The organism is Bradyrhizobium genosp. SA-4 str. CB756 (assembly GCF_000473125.1).
Classification (GTDB): Bacteria; Pseudomonadota; Alphaproteobacteria; order Rhizobiales; family Xanthobacteraceae; genus Bradyrhizobium; species Bradyrhizobium arachidis.
Genome location: NZ_KI421499.1, coordinates 1,735,651 through 1,751,947, shown reverse-complemented (window position 1 = coordinate 1,751,947; position 16,297 = coordinate 1,735,651). Strand labels below are relative to the sequence as shown.

At 64.8% G+C, this 16,297-nt stretch carries 22 protein-coding genes; 9 read left to right on the top strand and 13 right to left on the bottom strand.

The features are described 5' to 3' along the window. Nucleotides 1-19: 19 nt before the first annotated feature. Complete coding sequence (locus BRAGE_RS0108560) at nt 20-211, top strand: hypothetical protein (RefSeq protein WP_027560014.1); 192 nt, start codon at nt 20-22, stop codon at nt 209-211. 3 nt (nt 212-214) lie between these two features. On the opposite strand, the gene BRAGE_RS54320 is transcribed toward BRAGE_RS0108560, so the two are convergent. Next, nucleotides 215-448 carry a hypothetical protein gene (locus BRAGE_RS54320; RefSeq protein WP_141263066.1) on the bottom strand — a complete coding sequence of 78 codons (234 nt, stop codon included), beginning with the start codon at nt 446-448 and terminating at the stop codon, nt 215-217. Nucleotides 449-493: 45 nt separating this feature from the next. On the opposite strand from BRAGE_RS54320, the gene BRAGE_RS0108550 reads away from it, so the two are divergent. Both BRAGE_RS0108550 and BRAGE_RS0108540 read left to right on the top strand, forming a co-directional pair. Then, nucleotides 494-877, top strand: a complete 384-nt coding sequence (locus BRAGE_RS0108550; RefSeq protein WP_027560015.1) for a hypothetical protein — start codon at nt 494-496, stop codon at nt 875-877. 303 nt (nt 878-1,180) lie between these two features. After that, nucleotides 1,181-1,435, top strand: a complete 255-nt coding sequence (locus BRAGE_RS0108540) for a hypothetical protein (protein ID WP_027560016.1) — start codon at nt 1,181-1,183, stop codon at nt 1,433-1,435. A 36-nt stretch (nt 1,436-1,471) separates the two neighbouring features. Here BRAGE_RS0108540 and BRAGE_RS57715 read toward each other — a convergent pair whose 3' ends face one another. The 4 genes from BRAGE_RS57715 to BRAGE_RS0108520 all read right to left on the bottom strand — a co-directional run bounded on the left by BRAGE_RS57715 (nt 1,472) and on the right by BRAGE_RS0108520 (nt 4,054). Further along, nucleotides 1,472-1,714: a DUF6719 family protein gene (locus tag BRAGE_RS57715; protein WP_027560017.1), complete on the bottom strand. Its 243-nt coding sequence runs from the start codon at nt 1,712-1,714 to the stop codon at nt 1,472-1,474. A 242-nt stretch (nt 1,715-1,956) separates the two neighbouring features. Beyond that, nucleotides 1,957-2,664: an outer membrane protein gene (locus BRAGE_RS0108530; RefSeq protein WP_027560018.1), complete on the bottom strand. Its 708-nt coding sequence runs from the start codon at nt 2,662-2,664 to the stop codon at nt 1,957-1,959. 285 nt (nt 2,665-2,949) lie between these two features. Next, nucleotides 2,950-3,372, bottom strand: a complete 423-nt coding sequence (locus BRAGE_RS0108525) for a hypothetical protein (RefSeq protein ID WP_027560019.1) — start codon at nt 3,370-3,372, stop codon at nt 2,950-2,952. Nucleotides 3,373-3,685: 313 nt separating this feature from the next. Then, nucleotides 3,686-4,054, bottom strand: a complete 369-nt coding sequence (locus BRAGE_RS0108520; RefSeq protein WP_027560020.1) for a His-rich protein BRANT — start codon at nt 4,052-4,054, stop codon at nt 3,686-3,688. A gap of 250 nt (nt 4,055-4,304) precedes the next feature. Between BRAGE_RS0108520 and BRAGE_RS0108515 the strand changes: the two genes are divergently transcribed. After that, nucleotides 4,305-4,847: a tetratricopeptide repeat protein gene (locus BRAGE_RS0108515; protein WP_027560021.1), complete on the top strand. Its 543-nt coding sequence runs from the start codon at nt 4,305-4,307 to the stop codon at nt 4,845-4,847. A gap of 109 nt (nt 4,848-4,956) precedes the next feature. Then, nucleotides 4,957-6,342 (top strand): serine hydrolase domain-containing protein, encoded by a 1,386-nt coding sequence (locus BRAGE_RS0108510; RefSeq protein WP_027560022.1) that lies wholly within the window; start codon nt 4,957-4,959, stop codon nt 6,340-6,342. Here the strand turns inward: BRAGE_RS0108510 and BRAGE_RS0108505 are convergent. Next, the gene (locus tag BRAGE_RS0108505; RefSeq protein ID WP_027560023.1) at nt 6,332-7,900 is read right to left on the bottom strand and encodes a S10 family peptidase; all 1,569 of its coding nucleotides are present in this window, start codon (nt 7,898-7,900) and stop codon (nt 6,332-6,334) included. The genes BRAGE_RS0108510 and BRAGE_RS0108505 overlap by 11 nt on opposite strands. 254 nt (nt 7,901-8,154) lie before the next feature. Here BRAGE_RS0108505 and BRAGE_RS0108500 point away from each other — a divergent pair, with 254 nt between their 5' ends. Next, nucleotides 8,155-8,934 (top strand): NAD kinase, encoded by a 780-nt coding sequence (locus BRAGE_RS0108500; protein ID WP_027560024.1) that lies wholly within the window; start codon nt 8,155-8,157, stop codon nt 8,932-8,934. Between the two features lie 8 nt (nt 8,935-8,942). Here BRAGE_RS0108500 and BRAGE_RS0108495 read toward each other — a convergent pair whose 3' ends face one another. From BRAGE_RS0108495 to BRAGE_RS0108485, 3 genes are read right to left on the bottom strand one after another with little or no spacing between them, the layout of a single operon-like run. Beyond that, the gene (locus BRAGE_RS0108495) at nt 8,943-9,524 is read right to left on the bottom strand and encodes a hypothetical protein (protein WP_027560025.1); all 582 of its coding nucleotides are present in this window, start codon (nt 9,522-9,524) and stop codon (nt 8,943-8,945) included. A gap of 33 nt (nt 9,525-9,557) precedes the next feature. Next, complete coding sequence (locus BRAGE_RS48000; protein ID WP_051377734.1) at nt 9,558-9,812, bottom strand: helix-turn-helix domain-containing protein; 255 nt, start codon at nt 9,810-9,812, stop codon at nt 9,558-9,560. Between the two features lie 2 nt (nt 9,813-9,814). After that, nucleotides 9,815-10,378: a DUF2975 domain-containing protein gene (locus BRAGE_RS0108485; RefSeq protein ID WP_027560026.1), complete on the bottom strand. Its 564-nt coding sequence runs from the start codon at nt 10,376-10,378 to the stop codon at nt 9,815-9,817. A 171-nt stretch (nt 10,379-10,549) separates the two neighbouring features. On the opposite strand from BRAGE_RS0108485, the gene BRAGE_RS0108480 reads away from it, so the two are divergent. Together BRAGE_RS0108480 and BRAGE_RS0108475 are read left to right on the top strand one after the other, a co-directional pair. Next, nucleotides 10,550-11,095, top strand: a complete 546-nt coding sequence (locus BRAGE_RS0108480) for a response regulator (RefSeq protein WP_008549760.1) — start codon at nt 10,550-10,552, stop codon at nt 11,093-11,095. 27 nt (nt 11,096-11,122) lie between these two features. Beyond that, nucleotides 11,123-11,701, top strand: a complete 579-nt coding sequence (locus BRAGE_RS0108475) for an Hpt domain-containing protein (protein WP_027560027.1) — start codon at nt 11,123-11,125, stop codon at nt 11,699-11,701. Between the two features lie 130 nt (nt 11,702-11,831). On the opposite strand, the gene BRAGE_RS0108470 is transcribed toward BRAGE_RS0108475, so the two are convergent. From BRAGE_RS0108470 to folE, 4 genes are all read right to left on the bottom strand, one after another. After that, complete coding sequence (locus BRAGE_RS0108470; protein ID WP_027560028.1) at nt 11,832-13,007, bottom strand: DUF2336 domain-containing protein; 1,176 nt, start codon at nt 13,005-13,007, stop codon at nt 11,832-11,834. Nucleotides 13,008-13,179: 172 nt separating this feature from the next. Further along, a complete protein-coding gene (locus tag BRAGE_RS0108465) occupies nt 13,180-14,232 on the bottom strand; it encodes a transglycosylase (protein WP_027560029.1) in 1,053 nt (350 codons plus the stop codon). 185 nt (nt 14,233-14,417) lie between these two features. Beyond that, the gene (hisI, locus tag BRAGE_RS0108460; protein WP_027560030.1) at nt 14,418-14,840 is read right to left on the bottom strand and encodes a phosphoribosyl-AMP cyclohydrolase; all 423 of its coding nucleotides are present in this window, start codon (nt 14,838-14,840) and stop codon (nt 14,418-14,420) included. 27 nt (nt 14,841-14,867) lie between these two features. After that, entirely contained in the window at nt 14,868-15,560 is a 693-nt protein-coding gene (gene folE / locus BRAGE_RS0108455) for a GTP cyclohydrolase I FolE (RefSeq protein ID WP_027560031.1), read from the bottom strand. A 242-nt stretch (nt 15,561-15,802) separates the two neighbouring features. Here folE and BRAGE_RS0108450 point away from each other — a divergent pair, with 242 nt between their 5' ends. Next, a complete protein-coding gene (locus BRAGE_RS0108450; protein ID WP_027560032.1) occupies nt 15,803-16,258 on the top strand; it encodes an iron-sulfur cluster assembly scaffold protein in 456 nt (151 codons plus the stop codon). Nucleotides 16,259-16,297 lie beyond the last annotated feature (39 nt).

Below are 16,297 nucleotides of genomic sequence, written 5' to 3'. Positions count from 1 at the left end.
CTGGGAAGAAAATCGAAACATGCTTCTGCTGGGGACCGTGACGCTTTGTTGCGCCCTCATAGCCGGCACGCTTGCGCTGCTGGAGCCGGTCTTCGGACCGCCGCCGCAGCGGCAGGTCGCTGACAGAGGACCGATCGATACGGCAGCGCCGGGGACAGTCAGGGTGATCGGTGCGCCCTTCGTGCCGAACGTCAATCCGCGCGAGCGGTAGCACTCACCTCGCCGGCGCGCCGTCACCTTCGCCGGCCTGGGCATGAAGACGGACCAGCTCCTCGACGAACGCGATCACCTCCGCCCGCTTGTGGGGCGGCAGCAAGAGGAAGGCGCGGACCAGCCTCAAGCCTTCCACTTCGTCCAACTTTTCTTTTTCTTGTCCGGCATCCATTCCCGCACTGTCGGGCGCACGGGAAAAATATGCAATCCCTTGCGGGATACCTTCTTGATTCATGCCTCGCGCTTTGGTGGAATGGTCGCAGCAAGGGTGGGGTGGCCCATGAAGTGGATCAGAGAGCGCGACGCACTGATCGCGCAGACACTGGCCTTCGTCCAATCCGTAACCGGCAAGAAGGATGAACTCCATCCGCCGGAGCGCCCGACTGCTGCTTTCGAGGTGACTCCGGACGCGACCATCAAGGCGGTCACGATCGAAGCCGAGCCGGAAGCCGCATCTCCTCCGCCGGAGCCACCTCGGACCCTGCAGGTCCCGCCACCCCGCATGAGTGGCGATTTCCGCACCGAGATGCAGGTCCGGATCGCGAATTTCCGCAAACATCAGGAGCGGTTCGAGCGCGAGCGTGAGGATTACTGTGCGGCAACCCTGACCAAATTGCGCGCCGCCATTCGCGACGGCTCTACCCGTCCGCCGGCCGAAGAATAAGGCCGGCTCCGCGATCGGGACCTTACAGCCAGGACCAAACCAGCAAGAGATTGGCTGCGCAGGCGCCAAACAGTGCCAGCGTCAACGGCAGGAGCATGTGCCCGCAGCAGGTTTTGAGGTCGCTCGTCATGACCAAAACATCCGCTGATTCCGGCTGGAGAGTCCCAGGGATTCTTTTTTTTGGGATTCAGGACTCGTTTACGACTCAAGGCTTGGCCGCCCCGATCACGGCGCCGTGATCGTACGGTCGGCCGGAACCCCTCCCCAGCGCAATCGTTAACGGGCTTTCCCGGAGCGGAAAGAATGCCCTACGCCCTGTTCTGCAACGACGCCCAAATCAGCAAAGCCTATCCTGATGAGTCCGACGTCTGGAAGATCGCACAGCGGAGCGGCCTGGTCGTCGATATCACGACCGACGAGGAGCGACACGGCCCGCGCCGGGTACTCGACAACGACTATGAGATCAAGCCGTGCCGGGCAGCCCAGGGCGAGGACCCCGCCAGGAACAAGGCTGAGGCCGAACGGGACTCGCGCCTGGAGCTTGAACTGAATTCCTAGGCTGCGGCCGGAAGCCCAGAGGATCTCAAGAAGAGATCAGGGTGTCGCGGTCGCCAGGGATGCCTGCTCGCCCGCCAGGGCGACACAGGCCTTGCGCCGATGCAGCCCGCGGATGGCGCCCGTCACCTTCAGCACTTTGCCCGACGGGCAGGACGCGTCCTTGACGAAGGCCACCTCATAGGGTGCCAGCATCAGAGGCTCCGATTTGAGGATTGTCTGTGCAGAGCACGGCAGGCAGGTGAAGCATGAGAGCACTACTGCCGACACAAAGATACGCATGTCCGTCGTCCCACCAGCCCGGTAATTCTCATATAACGCGCCCCGGAGTGCGAGTTCCGTAAGCGGCAAAAATTATTTTTGCTTTACCCCAGTCCCATGACGCGCGTGAGAAGGCGCGCGCCCGAATGTTTGCTTGCAAATGACGCGCCAGATGGTTCACGCAAAGCAAACATCGGCGGCCGGCAAACGAAAGGCCGGCGCGAGGCCGGCCTTTGTCAGATCCTGGATGGCGGTGGCCGGGCTCAGTAGCGCGAGCCCGCCGGCCCGCCCCAGCCGAAGCGGTAGTTCACACCGACCTTGACGGTATGCTCGTCCTCCCGGCCGCGAACCCCGACGATGTCGGCCGGGCCGGAGGTGAAGGTCGTGCTGCCGAAATTATAGTACTGGTACTCGGCCTTGGCCGACCAGTTCGGGGCGAACATGTATTCGAGGCCGGCACCGACGGTGTAGCCGTCCTTGTTGTTGCCGGTCGCGGTGAAGCCCTGCGGCACGCCGGCGATGTTGACGCCGAGGCCGCCATTGCGCCAGGCGTAACCGCCCTTGGCGTACAGCAGCGTCGGGCCCCAGGTGTAGCCGATGCGGCCGGTCACCGAGCCGAGCTGGTCGGTGTTGGACGTCACCTGCGTGCCCAGCGGGAACGTCACGCCGTTGTTGTTGGTCGGGAGCCAGGAGTACTGGGCCTCGACACCCACCACCCAGTTGGGCGCGAACTGGTAGTCGAAGCCGCCCTGCACGCCGCCCAGGAAGCGGGCGTCGCTGGACTGAAAGCTGCTGTCGCCGGCGAACGCGCCGCCGACATGGCCGCCGATGTAGAACCCGGTCCAGTTGTAGATCACCTGCGGCGGCGTATAGGCCGGCGCCTTGGTGTAGGTGCGCGGCTGCATGTCGGCCGCTGCGGCCGGCGCGGCCAGCGCAAGCAGGGCAACTGCGCCCAGCAAAATCGTCTTCATGGTCATCCCCGTTCTTTCATACGACACTCTGGAAACAACGTGGCGTGAATTGGGTTGCTTCGCGGCGATGCCGGAACGTTGATCGTTCGCGACTGTGACGGGGTGGCAACAACGCGATTTTGTTCCGTCGCATCTGCTGGCGCCGACAGATTCTGTCGTCGGCGCGAGACCCGCCGTCACCATTTGTCGCAAGGCGAAACCACCCCGTTCAAAGCTCGCCGAAATGTGATCCAGCAGCTCCGGCAGCGTCCGCTCTAGCACGCGGTGATGAAGGCCGGCTTTGCGCTACCGCGTCATCTTTTCCAGTTCCGGAAAGGCTGCGTAAACCGCGCCAGCGCAGAGCTCGGTGGTCCGGTCGACGACGCGGTCCGCCCGGCCGTTGACGAAGATGACGGCGCGCTCGCGCATGGCCTTGTAGCTGCCGTCGCTCTCGCGCGGGGTGAAATGCAAGCAGCTGATATAGAACTGCCGACCGCCAACCTCACGCTGCACCGGCTCGGCCATGCTGGCCTCGCGCACACCGACCGGATTGTTGAGGTAGGTGCGCATCAAGGCGAGCGTGTCGCTGCGGAAATTGTCGGGAAACGGCTGCGGCCCTCCGGCCTGGGCCCCGCCCATCAGGGTTGGACGGTCACCCTCGCTGCCGAAACAGGCCGCGAGCGCCAGCGGCAGCACCAGGATCGCCGCACGTTTCGTCAATCGCCCCAAGGGACCACATTCTCCGGCCAGTCAGACTCGGACAATGTTCTAGAGCATTTTCGGTTCTGATTGAATCAGAACCGAAGCTCTAGATTCTTGTCTTGACGCGTTTTCTTCACACGAGCCGGCGTCCACTTCGCTTGAAAACGCTCTCGCTCCAAGGTTGCGCAAAGGGAATTCGCTTCGCAATCCAGCCAGCACGGCGCACCGGCCCGCCGGCCAGCACCCGTGCTACCGCGCGGGGCATGACGAACGGGCCGGGCCTGAATTCCGCACGCGGCGACAGGGCAATGCCAGGGATGCCGCCGCGCGGGATCAGTCGTTAGCTGCGCTTCTCGGTCGTCACCGGCTTGGTGACATCCGGCTGCGTCTTCAGCGACTTCTTCGACGACAGGTGCTTGTGGTGATGGCGATGGGTACGCACGGTCTTGTGCTCGTCGGGCGTCACGGCCGCGTTGGCATTCATCGCCTTCGACTTGGTGTCGGCCTTGGCATCCGCCTTGACGTCGGCGGCCTTGCTGTCGGCCTTGACGCCGGCGTCCGGTTTCGCGACCGTCGTCGACGTCTTGGTCTGGCTCTGGTCCGCCTTGATCACCGGGGCGGTCGTGGTGGTCTTGCCGGCCTCAGCCGCGAAGGCCGGGGCTGCGATGACGGTAGCGGCGAGCAAGGCTGCGGAAATGGTCTTCAGCATGGTGGTCTCCTCTTGGAAGGATCTTGAGGCGGCGCCCTCTCGCCGACCCTTCGATCGTAGGTGGGAGGCTAGGCGCCACGCACTGAACCCAGTCTGAAGCCGGTTGCAGGCTTCCGTTCATCTCGATGACAAGTTTGTCATCTGGCTTGGGGAGAATAGATCGTGCGAAGCGGGAATGTTTCTGCCCAATGGGTGTTCCGGTCTTCGGGCAATCGTGTAGGATCGCCACGTTCCATACGGGAGAACTTAGATGCGCAAACTCTCAATGCTTCTTGTGCCGGGACTAGTCGCCATGACGCTGGCGGCCGCACCGGTGCTGTCCAGCGCCTATGCCGCGGGCAGTGACGAGCCCTCCTCACCGCCGAAGTCGGACTCCTCGTCCAAGAAGGGCAAGAAGAAGAGCTCCTCCGTCAGCGATCCCAAATTCCTCGCGGCCTATCGCACCGCCTATACCGCCATCTACGACAACCACGACTACACTGGCGCGATCGGCCAGCTGAAGTCGCTCAAGCGCGACGACGTCGCCGACGTTGCGAACCTGATCGGCTACTCCTATCGCAAGCTCGGCGATTACCAGTCGTCGAAGGTCTATTACGAGATCGCGCTGAAGGACGATCCGAACCACGTCCGCACCTGGCAGTATTACGGCCTCTGGCAGCTCGAGCAGGGCAACCGCGAACAGGCGCAATATCACCTCAACAAGATTGCCTCGCTCGCGGGCACCGACAGCTCCGAATATCGCTCGCTGGCCGCAGCGCTCGACAAGCCGACCGGCGCGACGCTCGTCTACTAAGACAATCGCATCTTGCAACTTCGCGAACGGGCACAACCTTTCGGTTGTGCCCGTTCCGCTTTCTCGGCTAGCCTTGCGCACCAATCCTCCCCTCGCAAATTGGTGCGCAATGGACACGTGGCTGCGATCCGCGATCGACTACATTAGCTCCTGGATCGAATTTCAGCAGACGACATTCCAGCAACCCGGCGTCATCATCGCATTCGTCCATCGGGGCGAAATCGTCGCCGAGCATGCGTTCGGCCTTGCCAATCTCGACACCGGTGAAAAGCTCACCCCGCGCCACCGCTTCCGCATTGCCTCGCATTCGAAGAGCTTTACCTCGGCCGGCATCATGAAGCTGCGCGAGCAGAAAAGACTCCGGCTCGACGATTCGGTCGGCCAATATGTCGGCGGCCTCAATCCGCGCATTGCCGAGACGACGATTGCGCAGGTGCTCTCGCACAGCGCGGGGCTGACGCGCGATGGTGCCGATTCCGGCCAGTTCATCGACAGCCGGCCCTATCTCAACGCGAAGGACCTGCTCGCGGAATTGAAACTGCCGACCGCGATCGAGCCCGGCACGCGCTTCAAATATTCCAATCACGGCTTTGGCCTGATGGGCCTCCTGATCGAAGCCGTGACGAAAGAGCCCTACTCCACCTGGATCAAGCGCGAGATCATTGCGCCGGCGGGCCTGCGCGAAACCGAACCGGACGCGCCGCCGCCGAAGGGCGCCGCATTCGCGCGCGGCCATACGCGGAAGCTGCCGTTCGGCGAGCGCTGCGTGATCCCAGGCGACAATCCCGCGCATGCGATGGCATCGGCTGCGGGTTTCGTCGCCACCGCCGCCGACACTGCCGGCTTCTTCGCCCAGCTCGCACCCAATGCCAAAAAGAGCGTGCTGTCGGTTGCCAGCCGGCGGGAGATGACGCGGCAGCATTGGCGCGTTCCGCAGAGTTTCGAGGCCTATTACGGCCTTGGTGTCAACGCCGGCAAGACCGACGGCTGGGACTGGTTCGGCCATGGCGGCGGTTTCCAGGGCTACATCTCGCGGACCTGCTCGATCCCTGCCTGCGAGCTGTCGATCAGCATCCTCAGCAACTCCATCGACGGAGCGGCGCCGTTCTGGATGGACGGTGCGATGCAGATCCTGCGCGTCTTCAGGAGCCGCGGCGCACCCGACCGACGTGTGCGAGACTGGACCGGCCGCTGGTGGACGATCTGGGGCGCGAACGACTTCGTGCCTGCGGGCAACCGCGTGCTGATCGCCAATCCGCAATTCAACAACCCGTTCATGGACGCCGCCGAGATCGAGGTCACCGGGCGCGACACCGGCAAGCTCGCCTGGGCCGCCGGCTATTCCAGCCACGGCGAGCCGGTGCGCCGCGCCCGCGACAAGCGCGGCAAGGTGAGCGACATCTGGATCGCGGGTGCCAATGTGAAGCCAGCGAACGTCGTGGCACGCGAGATCGCACGCCGCTATCCCCCGCGCAAGCGGCGGCCTACTCCCTGATCAGAGCCTCGACCTCGCCGCGGAACGCCTGCCGTGAGCCGTCGCGCGAATAGAACATGTGGCCGCCGGGATAGACCACGAACTTGACGCGCTGGGTCGCGAAGGCCGGGAGCTGGTCGAGCACCCGCCTGGTTCCGAAATAGGGCGTGGCGAGATCGAACAGGCCGTGTCCGACCAGCACGTTCAGCCTCGTGTCGGTGGCAAGGATCTGGCGCAGCTCGGACACCGACTGCGGCGGGTTGATGCCGCGGCCGAAGTCCCAATGGCCCTCGACGGCGCCGTTCAGGACTTCGTAGGAGCCATCGGGCCGCCAGTTCAGCTTGCGTGTGAGCACGTCGACCGCGGCGCTCGTCAGCGGCGCCTGGAGGGAGTCGCCCGAGGGATCGCCGAAGCGCGAGCTGCTCGAATCCGGATAGGGATCGAGGCCGCGCACCGAACCGTCATAGCGCCCGGTCACCTTGCCGTTCTTGCGGTCCAACTCGCGGCGGAATTCGCCGACGTCGAAGCGGCCCGCGAGCCTGCGGCTGACCGCCTGGTCGATGCCGGTGAGCTCGGCGACCTTGTCGGCGAGCCTGTTGGCGGCCTCCCTGTCCGCCTCGCCCTTGACGAGGTCGGTCAGGAATTCGCCGCGCGCATAAGCCTCGACGTCGGCGAGATCGGTGCGCGTGACCGGTCCTTTGGCCTCGCGCGCGACCGCCACGTAGCTCGGCAAGGTCGCGACATATTGCAGGAGGCTGGTGCCGGTGAACTCGCGGAAGTCGAGCAGCGGCGACACCAGGATCAATCCCCTGACGCCGACGCCATGCTGGAGCTGCAACTGGCGCACGACCTTCGGCCCGCGGATGCCGCCATAGCTCTCGCCCGCGACATATTTCGGCGAGGTTAGCCGGTCGTGCTTCTCGAGCCAGCGGCGGATCACCAGCGCGATCGCATTGGCGTCGCCGTCGACCGAGTAGAACGATTTTCGCGCATCTTCGCCGCTGGCGACGAAGCGGCTGTAGCCGGTGCTGACGGGGTCGATGAAGACGAGATCGGTGAAGTCGAGCCAGGTGTCCGCGTTCGGCTTCACCTCCGGCGAGGCCGACGGTGAGAGAGCTTCGCCGTGAAGCGGCAGCCGCCACGGCCCGGCCGCACCGAACTGGAGCCAGGCCGACGATGCGCCGGGTCCACCGTTGAACAGGAAGGTCACGGGGCGCGTCGCGCGGTCGGCACCGCCGAGCTCGTAGGAAGTGTAAGCGATGTCGGCCAGCGGCTCGCCCTTGCCGTCGAACACGCGGATCGAACCGGCGGTCGCGGCGAAGCTGAGGGTGCGGCCGGGCAAATCGAGGGTCTGCTGCGTGGTGGAGTCCGGCGGGAGACGATGCAGTTCGGCAGGCGACGACGAATTCTGTGACGCGCTTTGCGGGCCGCTGCCGCGTCCGCCCTTCTGACCGGCTGGGGCGGCCGTCTCGGCGCGCGGCTGCGGCGGATCGTCCGCACGCGCAACGCCCGCGACCGCGAAGATCGACACCGCCAGCACCAGGATCGCGCGGCGCGGGTCCCGCAAGGTCGTAACCATGAGCGTTCTCCCTGCCCGGCTATGAGAGCCGGTGCACCTCCGAAGGCTAGCGAGCAAATGCGACGGTTTGGGGGACCGCCGGTTCAGCAACGCCCGAGGAAGCCGGCCGGGCTCAAATCGAGCCGGTTTGTCCGCAAATCGAGATGGACAATCGTCCGTTTGCCTTGACGAGCGGTCCTCCTCGACAATGCAGGCCCAGGTCGTATAGACGAGCCGGGCGGAACTTTCTCCAGCCAGCGGCCTTGCCGGAAGCCATGACCAAGCCCATGCGATATGACCGGATCGCCTTCGTGGCGAGCCCAAGTAACGAGGCGCAGACCGCCTTCAACCAGCTCACCAAGGACTATGGCAATTGCGATCCGCAAGATGCCGACGTCGTGGTCGCGCTCGGCGGCGACGGGCTGATGCTTCAGACGCTGCACCGGAACATGCGCACGGGAAAGCCGATCTACGGCATGCACCGCGGCACCGTCGGCTTCCTGATGAACGAGTATTCGACGCACGATCTGCGCGCGAGACTCGCGGCGGCGCATGAGACCGAGATCAACCCGCTCCTGATGCGCGCGACGGACGCCAACGACCGCGTGCACCTGCATCACGCCATCAACGAGGTCTACCTGTTCCGGCAGACCTACCAGGCCGCACGCCTGCGCATCCTGATCGACGAGCGCGAGCGCATGCCCGAGTTGATCGCCGATGGCATCATTGTCGCGACGCCCGCAGGTTCGACTGCCTACAATCTGTCGGCGCAAGGCCCGATCCTGCCGATCAACGCGGCGCTCCTTGCACTGACACCGATCAGCGCCTTCCGGCCGCGGCGCTGGCGCGGCGCCCTGCTGCCCAACAGCGCCTATGTCGTGATCGAGGTGCTGGAGGACGACAAGCGCCCGGTCGCGGCCGTCGCCGACCATGAAGAGGTCCGGAGGGTCCGCCGCGTCGAGGTGCTCTCGGACAGGTCCATCTCGATGCGCATGCTGTTCGATCCCGGCCATAGCCTGGAAGAGCGCATCCTGCGCGAGCAGTTCGGCTACTGATCCCCAGCTCACTGGCCGCAGGGCTGAACCGCGTCCAGGCCTCCCGCCATGGCGGGATCGCTCAGCAGGTCAAAATCCCTGACGACCGGAACGAAGCTCTTCGTCTCCGATGTCATCAGATAGATCGTCACCAGCAGCGAGGCCTGCGGGCCCGCATTCGTGCGGCAGAATTCCTTGGCGGCGACGCCAAGTCCCATCGATCCGCGCTTACCGTTCCTCCCCTGCTCGACCATCGAGGCGCGCAACGCCTCGAAGCGCGCGGCATCTTCCGGCGACAAGCGAAAGGCGTAGATGGAGGAGTTCTGTGGCTGGGCAGGCAAGCCGCCCCGCTCGCGTGCGCTCAGCTCCATCATGGCGAAGCTCGTCTTGGCCTCAGCCTCCCCCGCCAGCTTGGTGACGACGTCGAGCTTGACCCCGCCCGAACGCGGCCGCAGCGCGTCGGGCAATTGCACGGCGACGCGCAGCATCGACAGATCCGTCGTCCTGGCATCGATGCGGGCGAGCGGCGGGATCGACGTCAGCGGCACCGAGCCGCATCCGCCAAGCATGAGCGCAGCCGCGCTCGCAAGAACGCGCGCAAGGCCGTTCATCGCAGGCTTCTCCGGTCTGGATTAACGAGTTGGCTAGGCCGATTTCCGGCCGGCCGTGCGAGGCTCCAACGCATCGTCCGCATTGTCAGGGACGTATTCCAGGATATCGCCGGGCTGGCAGTCGAGCACGGCGCAGATCCGCTCGAGCGTATCGAAGCGGATGCCACGCACCTTGCCCGATTTCAGCAGGGAGACGTTCGCTTCCGTGAGCTCGATGCGGGCCGCAAGCTCACGGGACCTGATTTTGCGCCTGGCGAGCATGACGTCGAGATTGACGACGATCGGCATGGTCAGATGATCTCGCTGTTCTCGTGCCACAAGCGAACAGCATCCACCATCACGGTCGCGAAGGCGATGAGCGCAAGCCCGCTCAGCACCGACAGCGCATGCGACTGATCGATGCCGAACATCACCACGATCTGGCCGGGCTGGTTGGCCCGCGTCAGATTGACCGTCGTGAGCATCTGCACCAGCGGCGAGATCAGCGCGCCCACGATCAGCGCAAGGCCCATCCGGCGGATGCGCCAGGCGTTCTCGGTCACGAAGACCTCGCCGCGCGCGAAACGGGAGAACAGCATCGAGAGCTGCAACAAGGCGTAGAGAACAGGCGCAAGGCCGATCAGGCTGATCAGCGCACCGGCGAAGCGCGTGCCGGGATTGAGGGTGAAGGGCTGCGCCCCCAGCGGGGACTGGGTGGCGATCCAGTGCCGAAGCACCTCGTCGCTCGACCAGAGCAGCGGCACCGCAATCACCGCGCCCGCGACGCAGACGAGCGCGCCGACGGCGACGATCCGTCCGATCCACCGCAATCGCGGCTCGGCCGGCACGGGATAGGGAAACGCGATCACGCTCATTGGACGATGCTCCCGCTCGATTAAGTATTTTTATTGTTTTACGATAAAAAATGTCAGAATTACGATATCACACAGCCCTTCTTCCGATCCGCCGCGAGATGCAAGCGCAACCGTTCATTAACCCCCGACGCGATATGGTTAACGAAGGTTGACCGCTTTGGCCCGGGCGTCATGTTCCGCATCGATTTCAACAAACTGCGCTTCCTCGTCTGCGACGACAATCCGCACATGCGCCGCATCCTGCGGACGCTGCTGCATTCGTTCGGCGCGCGCGAAGTTTACGAGGCCGAGGACGGCGCCACGGCGCTGGAAATGTACAGCCATTACGTCCCCGATATCGTCATCACCGACTGGGCGATGCCGATCTTCGACGGGCTCGAGCTCGCGCAGATGATCCGGCAGCCGGAGTCCAAGGGCAATCCTTACGCGCCGATCATCATGCTGACCGGCCACTCCGAGAAGCGCCGCGTCACCGTCGCGCGCGATGCCGGTGTCACCGAATTCCTGGCCAAGCCGATCTCGGCGAAAGGCCTCTACCAGCGCATCCTCAACGTCGTCGCCAATCCCCGGCCCTTCATCAAGACCAAGACCTATTTCGGTCCGGACCGGCGTCGCAACACCAACTCCGCCTATATGGGCCCCGAGCGCCGCGTCGGCGAAAAACACGAGGTGCTCCAGCAGCCCTCGCTGCTCGACAAGGCCCGGTCCTCCATCTAGCGCAACGTCTCACACGGGGCCGGCATCATGGCGAAGAACAGCGCAAAGGACATCGAGGTCACGGCCTTCGCCACGCATCAAGTCATCACGCAGCCCAATCCGCTGCGCAAGGTTCTGCGCCGTGTCGAAGACCAGGACATGGACGATCCGATCGGTCGCGCCGAGCAGGCGCTCGCGGGTCTGTCCGGCGAGTTCAAGGACTGGATGACGACCGAGGTCAACCGCCTGTCGGCCGCCTACGTCGCCATCCGCCATGACAGCTTCACCAAGGAGCGGCGCGACGAGCTGTTCCGCGCCGCGCATGACATCAAGGGCGATGCCGCGACGTTCGGATTTCCGGCGGCCGCGGGAGTCGCCGAGAGCCTGTGCCGCGTCATCGAGCACGCGCCCGATCTGGAAAAGGTGCCGGCCGAACTGTTCACCCACCACATCAACGCGATTCTCGCCATCGTGCACGAGAACACCCAGCTCGACAGGATCAGCGTCTCCGCCGAGCTCAGCCGCCGTCTGCGCAAGGTCGCCGACGATTATCTCGCCCAGGTCAACCGCGACCGCCCCGAGCATCTCGAGGCAATCCTCGCGCCGAGCATCGTGCCGGTGGAGTAAGACTCGTCTCTATCTGCACGATCCGTATCGTAGGGTGGGCAAAGCGAAGCGTGCCCACCAATCAGCTCGAATTGTACAGATAGGTGGTGGGCACGGCGCTTTGCGCCTTTGCCCACCCTACGGCATCTCGCTAGGCGGCAATCAGATCATCGTACACCGGATCGATCGCATCGTCCGCGACGATCTCGTCGCAGAACAGCCGCGCCTCCTCGCGCGCCGATTCCGTCGCGAAGCGGCGGAGCAGCACCATCAGCGGCTCGGCGGCGCCGCGGTCGGTCTCGCAATGGGTCAGCACGCGCTCGACCATGCGCCGGCGCAGCCGCGCCGCACCGTCGTCGCTGTCGACAAAGCCCTGCTCGTGGCAGGCATCGAGCGCCACCTGGAACGCGGCGAACGTCGCCTCGGGCAAGCCGGCGCGGCGGAGCAGCGCATGCAGGCTGTTGCCGCCGCGGTCGTGCAGCAGCGCGGAGACACGCGCCAGCGGCAGATCGGCGAGCTCGGCCAGCGCCGCGTCGAACAAATCGAGATTGCTCGACAGCAGCGCGCGCAGAATGAGACCGGCGGTCAGCTGGCCGGTGACACGGAGGTGATGCACCAGACCCTGCATGTCCTCGCCGCGCGAGCGCGCCGCGATGTTCATGGTGGAGCGGTCGCGCGCCTCGATCGTCACGCGCTCGGCGCGGTCGGCGCTCAGCCAGTTCCGGGCGACGACGAATTGCGCCAGCGTCTCGGACAGCTTTGCCACCAGCGCGGCACGCGTTGCCGCCGGCAGATCCTCCAGCACCAGCATCGCCTCGCGGATCGCGGCGAGATGGCCGTGACGCTCGACGATGCGATTCCACGAGAACGGCGCCAGCTCGGCATGGGGATTTTCGATCAGTTCGAGCGCCGACGCCGCGCAGCCGACTTCGGCGATCGCCGCGCAGACCGACACCGGCAGCGCGATGCGGCGGGCGACCGCGCACTGCACCTCGTCATTGCCGGTGGCAACGATGTCGACGAGATCGGCGTCGATCAGCAGCGGTGAATGTTCGAGCACGGGCAGCGCGACGGTCGGCTGGTCTGCCGACAGCGCCCGCACGATCGCGGCCGGCGCATCGAGACTGCGCGCAAACGCCTCGGCCATCGCCTGCCGCACCAGCGGCGAGGGATCGTCGAGCTGCATCAGCAGCGCGCCTTCGGCGGCGACGCGGTCGTCTGTCGAAAGGTCTGAGATCAGCCAGGCCCGGGCCAACGCCCGCGTCGCCTCCGCCCGCTCGCCAGCGGGCGCGGTCCTGATCCAATTGATGAACTGCCGAACGATCATGCTGCTTCCGGCTTACACAACAAACAAAAATGGTGACGGCTCGTCACCTGCAACACAAAATAAACCACGACGCTTAACAAAGCGTTCACCATAACTGGCTGGTTTCATTGACGTTTTGTTAAGGGAACAAAGACGGCGGCCGCACGCTGCGCAGCACGTAGAGGTGCGCTGACTAGCTCGAGAAGGTGCCGCTGCGATCGCTGAAGAGATCGAGCGGTTGCGGCGGACGCACGTCAGGCGTCACGGAAGCGACCGAGGCGTTGTTGCCCCACAATTTCTGCACCGTGGTCGAGACCGGCTGCGTGATGTCGCCTGGCTGATAGATCGAGCGGAATGCGGGGGTGACCGGCGTGTTATCCGCAACCGTCGTCGACGATATCGTGCTCACTGGCGTGACACCGCGTGCATCGGGAAAAGTCTGGAGATAAGCGGCGTTGTCGATGACGGGCGCGGTCGGCTGCATGCCATTGGCGCTTGCGACCTGCGTGGTCGACGGCGTGTCGCCATACATCGCCATCGCGCTGCGAGTGAGTTTCGAATTCGCCGCGCTGGCGTAGCGCGCGTCGAGCACCGAATAGACTTCCGAGACGCTGCGGGCGCGGCCGTCTCCGGCGTAGAAGATCGAGCGGTTGGCGGAGGCCGCATTGGGAAACAGCCGCGCGCCGACGGCCTGCGGGTTGTCCTCGGCATTGGCGATCAGTTTTGCCGCTCCGCCGACGCCCATGAAATGGGCCATGTAGAGCTCGCTGTCGGACGGCCTGCGGCCGAGCAGACCGGTCAGCTTGAAACTGTTCGACTGCGTCAGCGCCGCCGCCATGCTGGATGCGGCTTCCGGATCGTCCCGCAGCTTCATGATCGACCGCTTCATGAAGGGATCGTCGACGGTGTAGCCGCCGGACGAGGTCCTGGTGATGGCGTTGGCGTAGTTGCCATAGCCGAGCTGGGCGCCCGCCTCCTTCACGGTGCCGAGCCAGGTCTGGTCGATGAACTGGTAGAGCCCGTGCGCCGACGATGTGGTGGCGCCCGCCGTCGGATCGAAATCCGATTCCATCTTGGCGGTGGTCAGCATGTACTGGAAGCTGACGCCGGTCCGGTTGGAGACGTCCTTGATCGCACCGGCGACGCGCGCCCGCGTCGGGTCGAGAGCGACCGTCTGCGTGGCACTGGAATTGTCGAGCGACATGATGAAGTGCCCGCCCCGCGCGGCGTTGAGCGGCGCCGGCAATTCGGCGCCCTATCGTCTCACCGTGGGACAGGTATGGTTAATGCGGGGTTAATTGGGCTTCGCCCGTCGGCCCCCGAGTCATTCCCGGGCATCGCGAAGCGATGAGCCCGGAATCCATTCCACCGCACGTTATGCCGTACGATGGATTCCAGGCTCGCGCTGTGCGCGCCCCGGAATGATGGCGGCTACTTCTTATAGACGTCGCTTGGATCGAACAGCCTGTCAGCATCTACGAAGACCAGCCTGGCGCCACCGCCCTCGCCTTCGACCTTGCGATAGAAGCACGACCGTCGCCCGGTGTGGCAAGCCGCGCCCACCTGCTCGACCTTGATCCACACCGCATCCTGATCGCAATCGGTGCGCATCTCGACGACGTGTTGGGTCTGACCTGAGGTCTCACCTTTTCGCCACAAGGCATTGCGCGAGCGGCTGAAGTACCAGGCCTCGCCCGTCGCGATCGTCTTGCGCAGCGCTTCATCGTTCATGTGCGCGACCATGAGCACGTCGCCGCTGACGATGTCGGTCGCGACGACCGTCACGAGGCCGGCTGCGTCGAACTTGGGGAGGTAGGCGAGGCCTTCCTCGATCTCATGGGAGTGAGCGGACACAGCAACCCTCGCCAGTTATTCGCGAGGTCAGCGCTGCAGGCCTCGCACCAGGGACAGGAAACGGGCCTGCTCCGCCGGATTGTCGCGGAACATGCCGGTGAAGCGGCTGGTGAAGGTGGAGGCGCCGTGCTTGGCGACACCGCGCACCGACATGCAGGTATGCTCGGCCTCGATCAGCACTGCAACGCCGCGGGGTTTCAGGATCTCGTCGATCGCCGCCGCGATCTGCGCCGTCAGATGCTCCTGGGTCTGGAGCCGGCGGGCGAAGATGTCGGTGAGGCGGGCAAGCTTCGACAGGCCGACCACGCGTTCCACCGGCGTGTAGGCGATGTGAGCCTTGCCGTAGAACGGCATCATGTGATGCTCGCACTGCGAGGTGAACTCGATGTCGCGCACCAGCACGAAGTCGTCATAGCCGGCGGTCTCGCCGAAGGTGCGGTCGAGCACCTCGGCCGGGCACTGGTGATAGCCCTGATAGAGCTCGTCGAAGGCCTCGACCACGCGGCGCGGCGTGTCCAACAGCCCCTCGCGCTCGGTGTTCTCGCCGATATAGGCGAGCAGCGTCTTCACCGCTGCTTCCGCCTCGGCGCGCGCGGGGCGCGGCTGGTCGGCGCGGACGGCGACCGCGAGGAATTCGGCAGGGTCAAGCTCGGCCGGGCGGCTCTCGGGCTGCCGGTCAGCGGGCTTGTTGGGGCGGATGGATTTGATGGTAGCGTCCATGTCTACTCCGTTCGACGGCCTCAACGGCCGGAGTGTCACCGGCAGACGGGGCGGCAAGCCGCCGGACGCCTGAAGAGAACAGTTTTGACGAAAAAGGCTCCTGCGTCATCACGCTGGCAGCGCAGGTCTGGATCATCCCCACCGCACCGCTGGACTGTTTTTCCGCCAGTTCCGTCCCTATATAGGACCCTGGGCGGCGGCCGCCAAGGCCGATCCGGTAGGTAAGTGCTGGACTCCATCACATGCTGAACGACATCTATAACAAGCGGATCATCGAGCTGGCCGGGAATATTCCGCGCCTCGGGCGGTTGTCCGACGCCGATGCCACCGCCACCGCCCACTCCAAGCTGTGCGGCTCGACCGTGAAGGTCGATCTCAAGATGGAGGGCGACATCGTCACCGACTTCGCCCATGACGTGAAGGCCTGCGCGCTCGGCCAAGCCTCTTCATCCATCATGGCAAGTCACGTGGTCGGCTCGACCGCGAGCGAACTCCGTGCGTTACGCGAAACCGTTCGCAAGATGCTGAAGGAGAATGGCGCGCCTCCTGAAGGCAAATGGGAAGAGATCAAGTTCCTCGAGCCGGTCCGCGACTACAAGGCGCGGCATGCCTCGACGCTGCTGACCTTCGATGCCGTGGTCGATGCGATCGGCCAGATCGAGGCGAAGGCCAAGCAGCCGGCCGCGGCGCAGGGCTAATTCCATCGGTGTCATTCCGGGGCGTCGCAAAGCGACGAA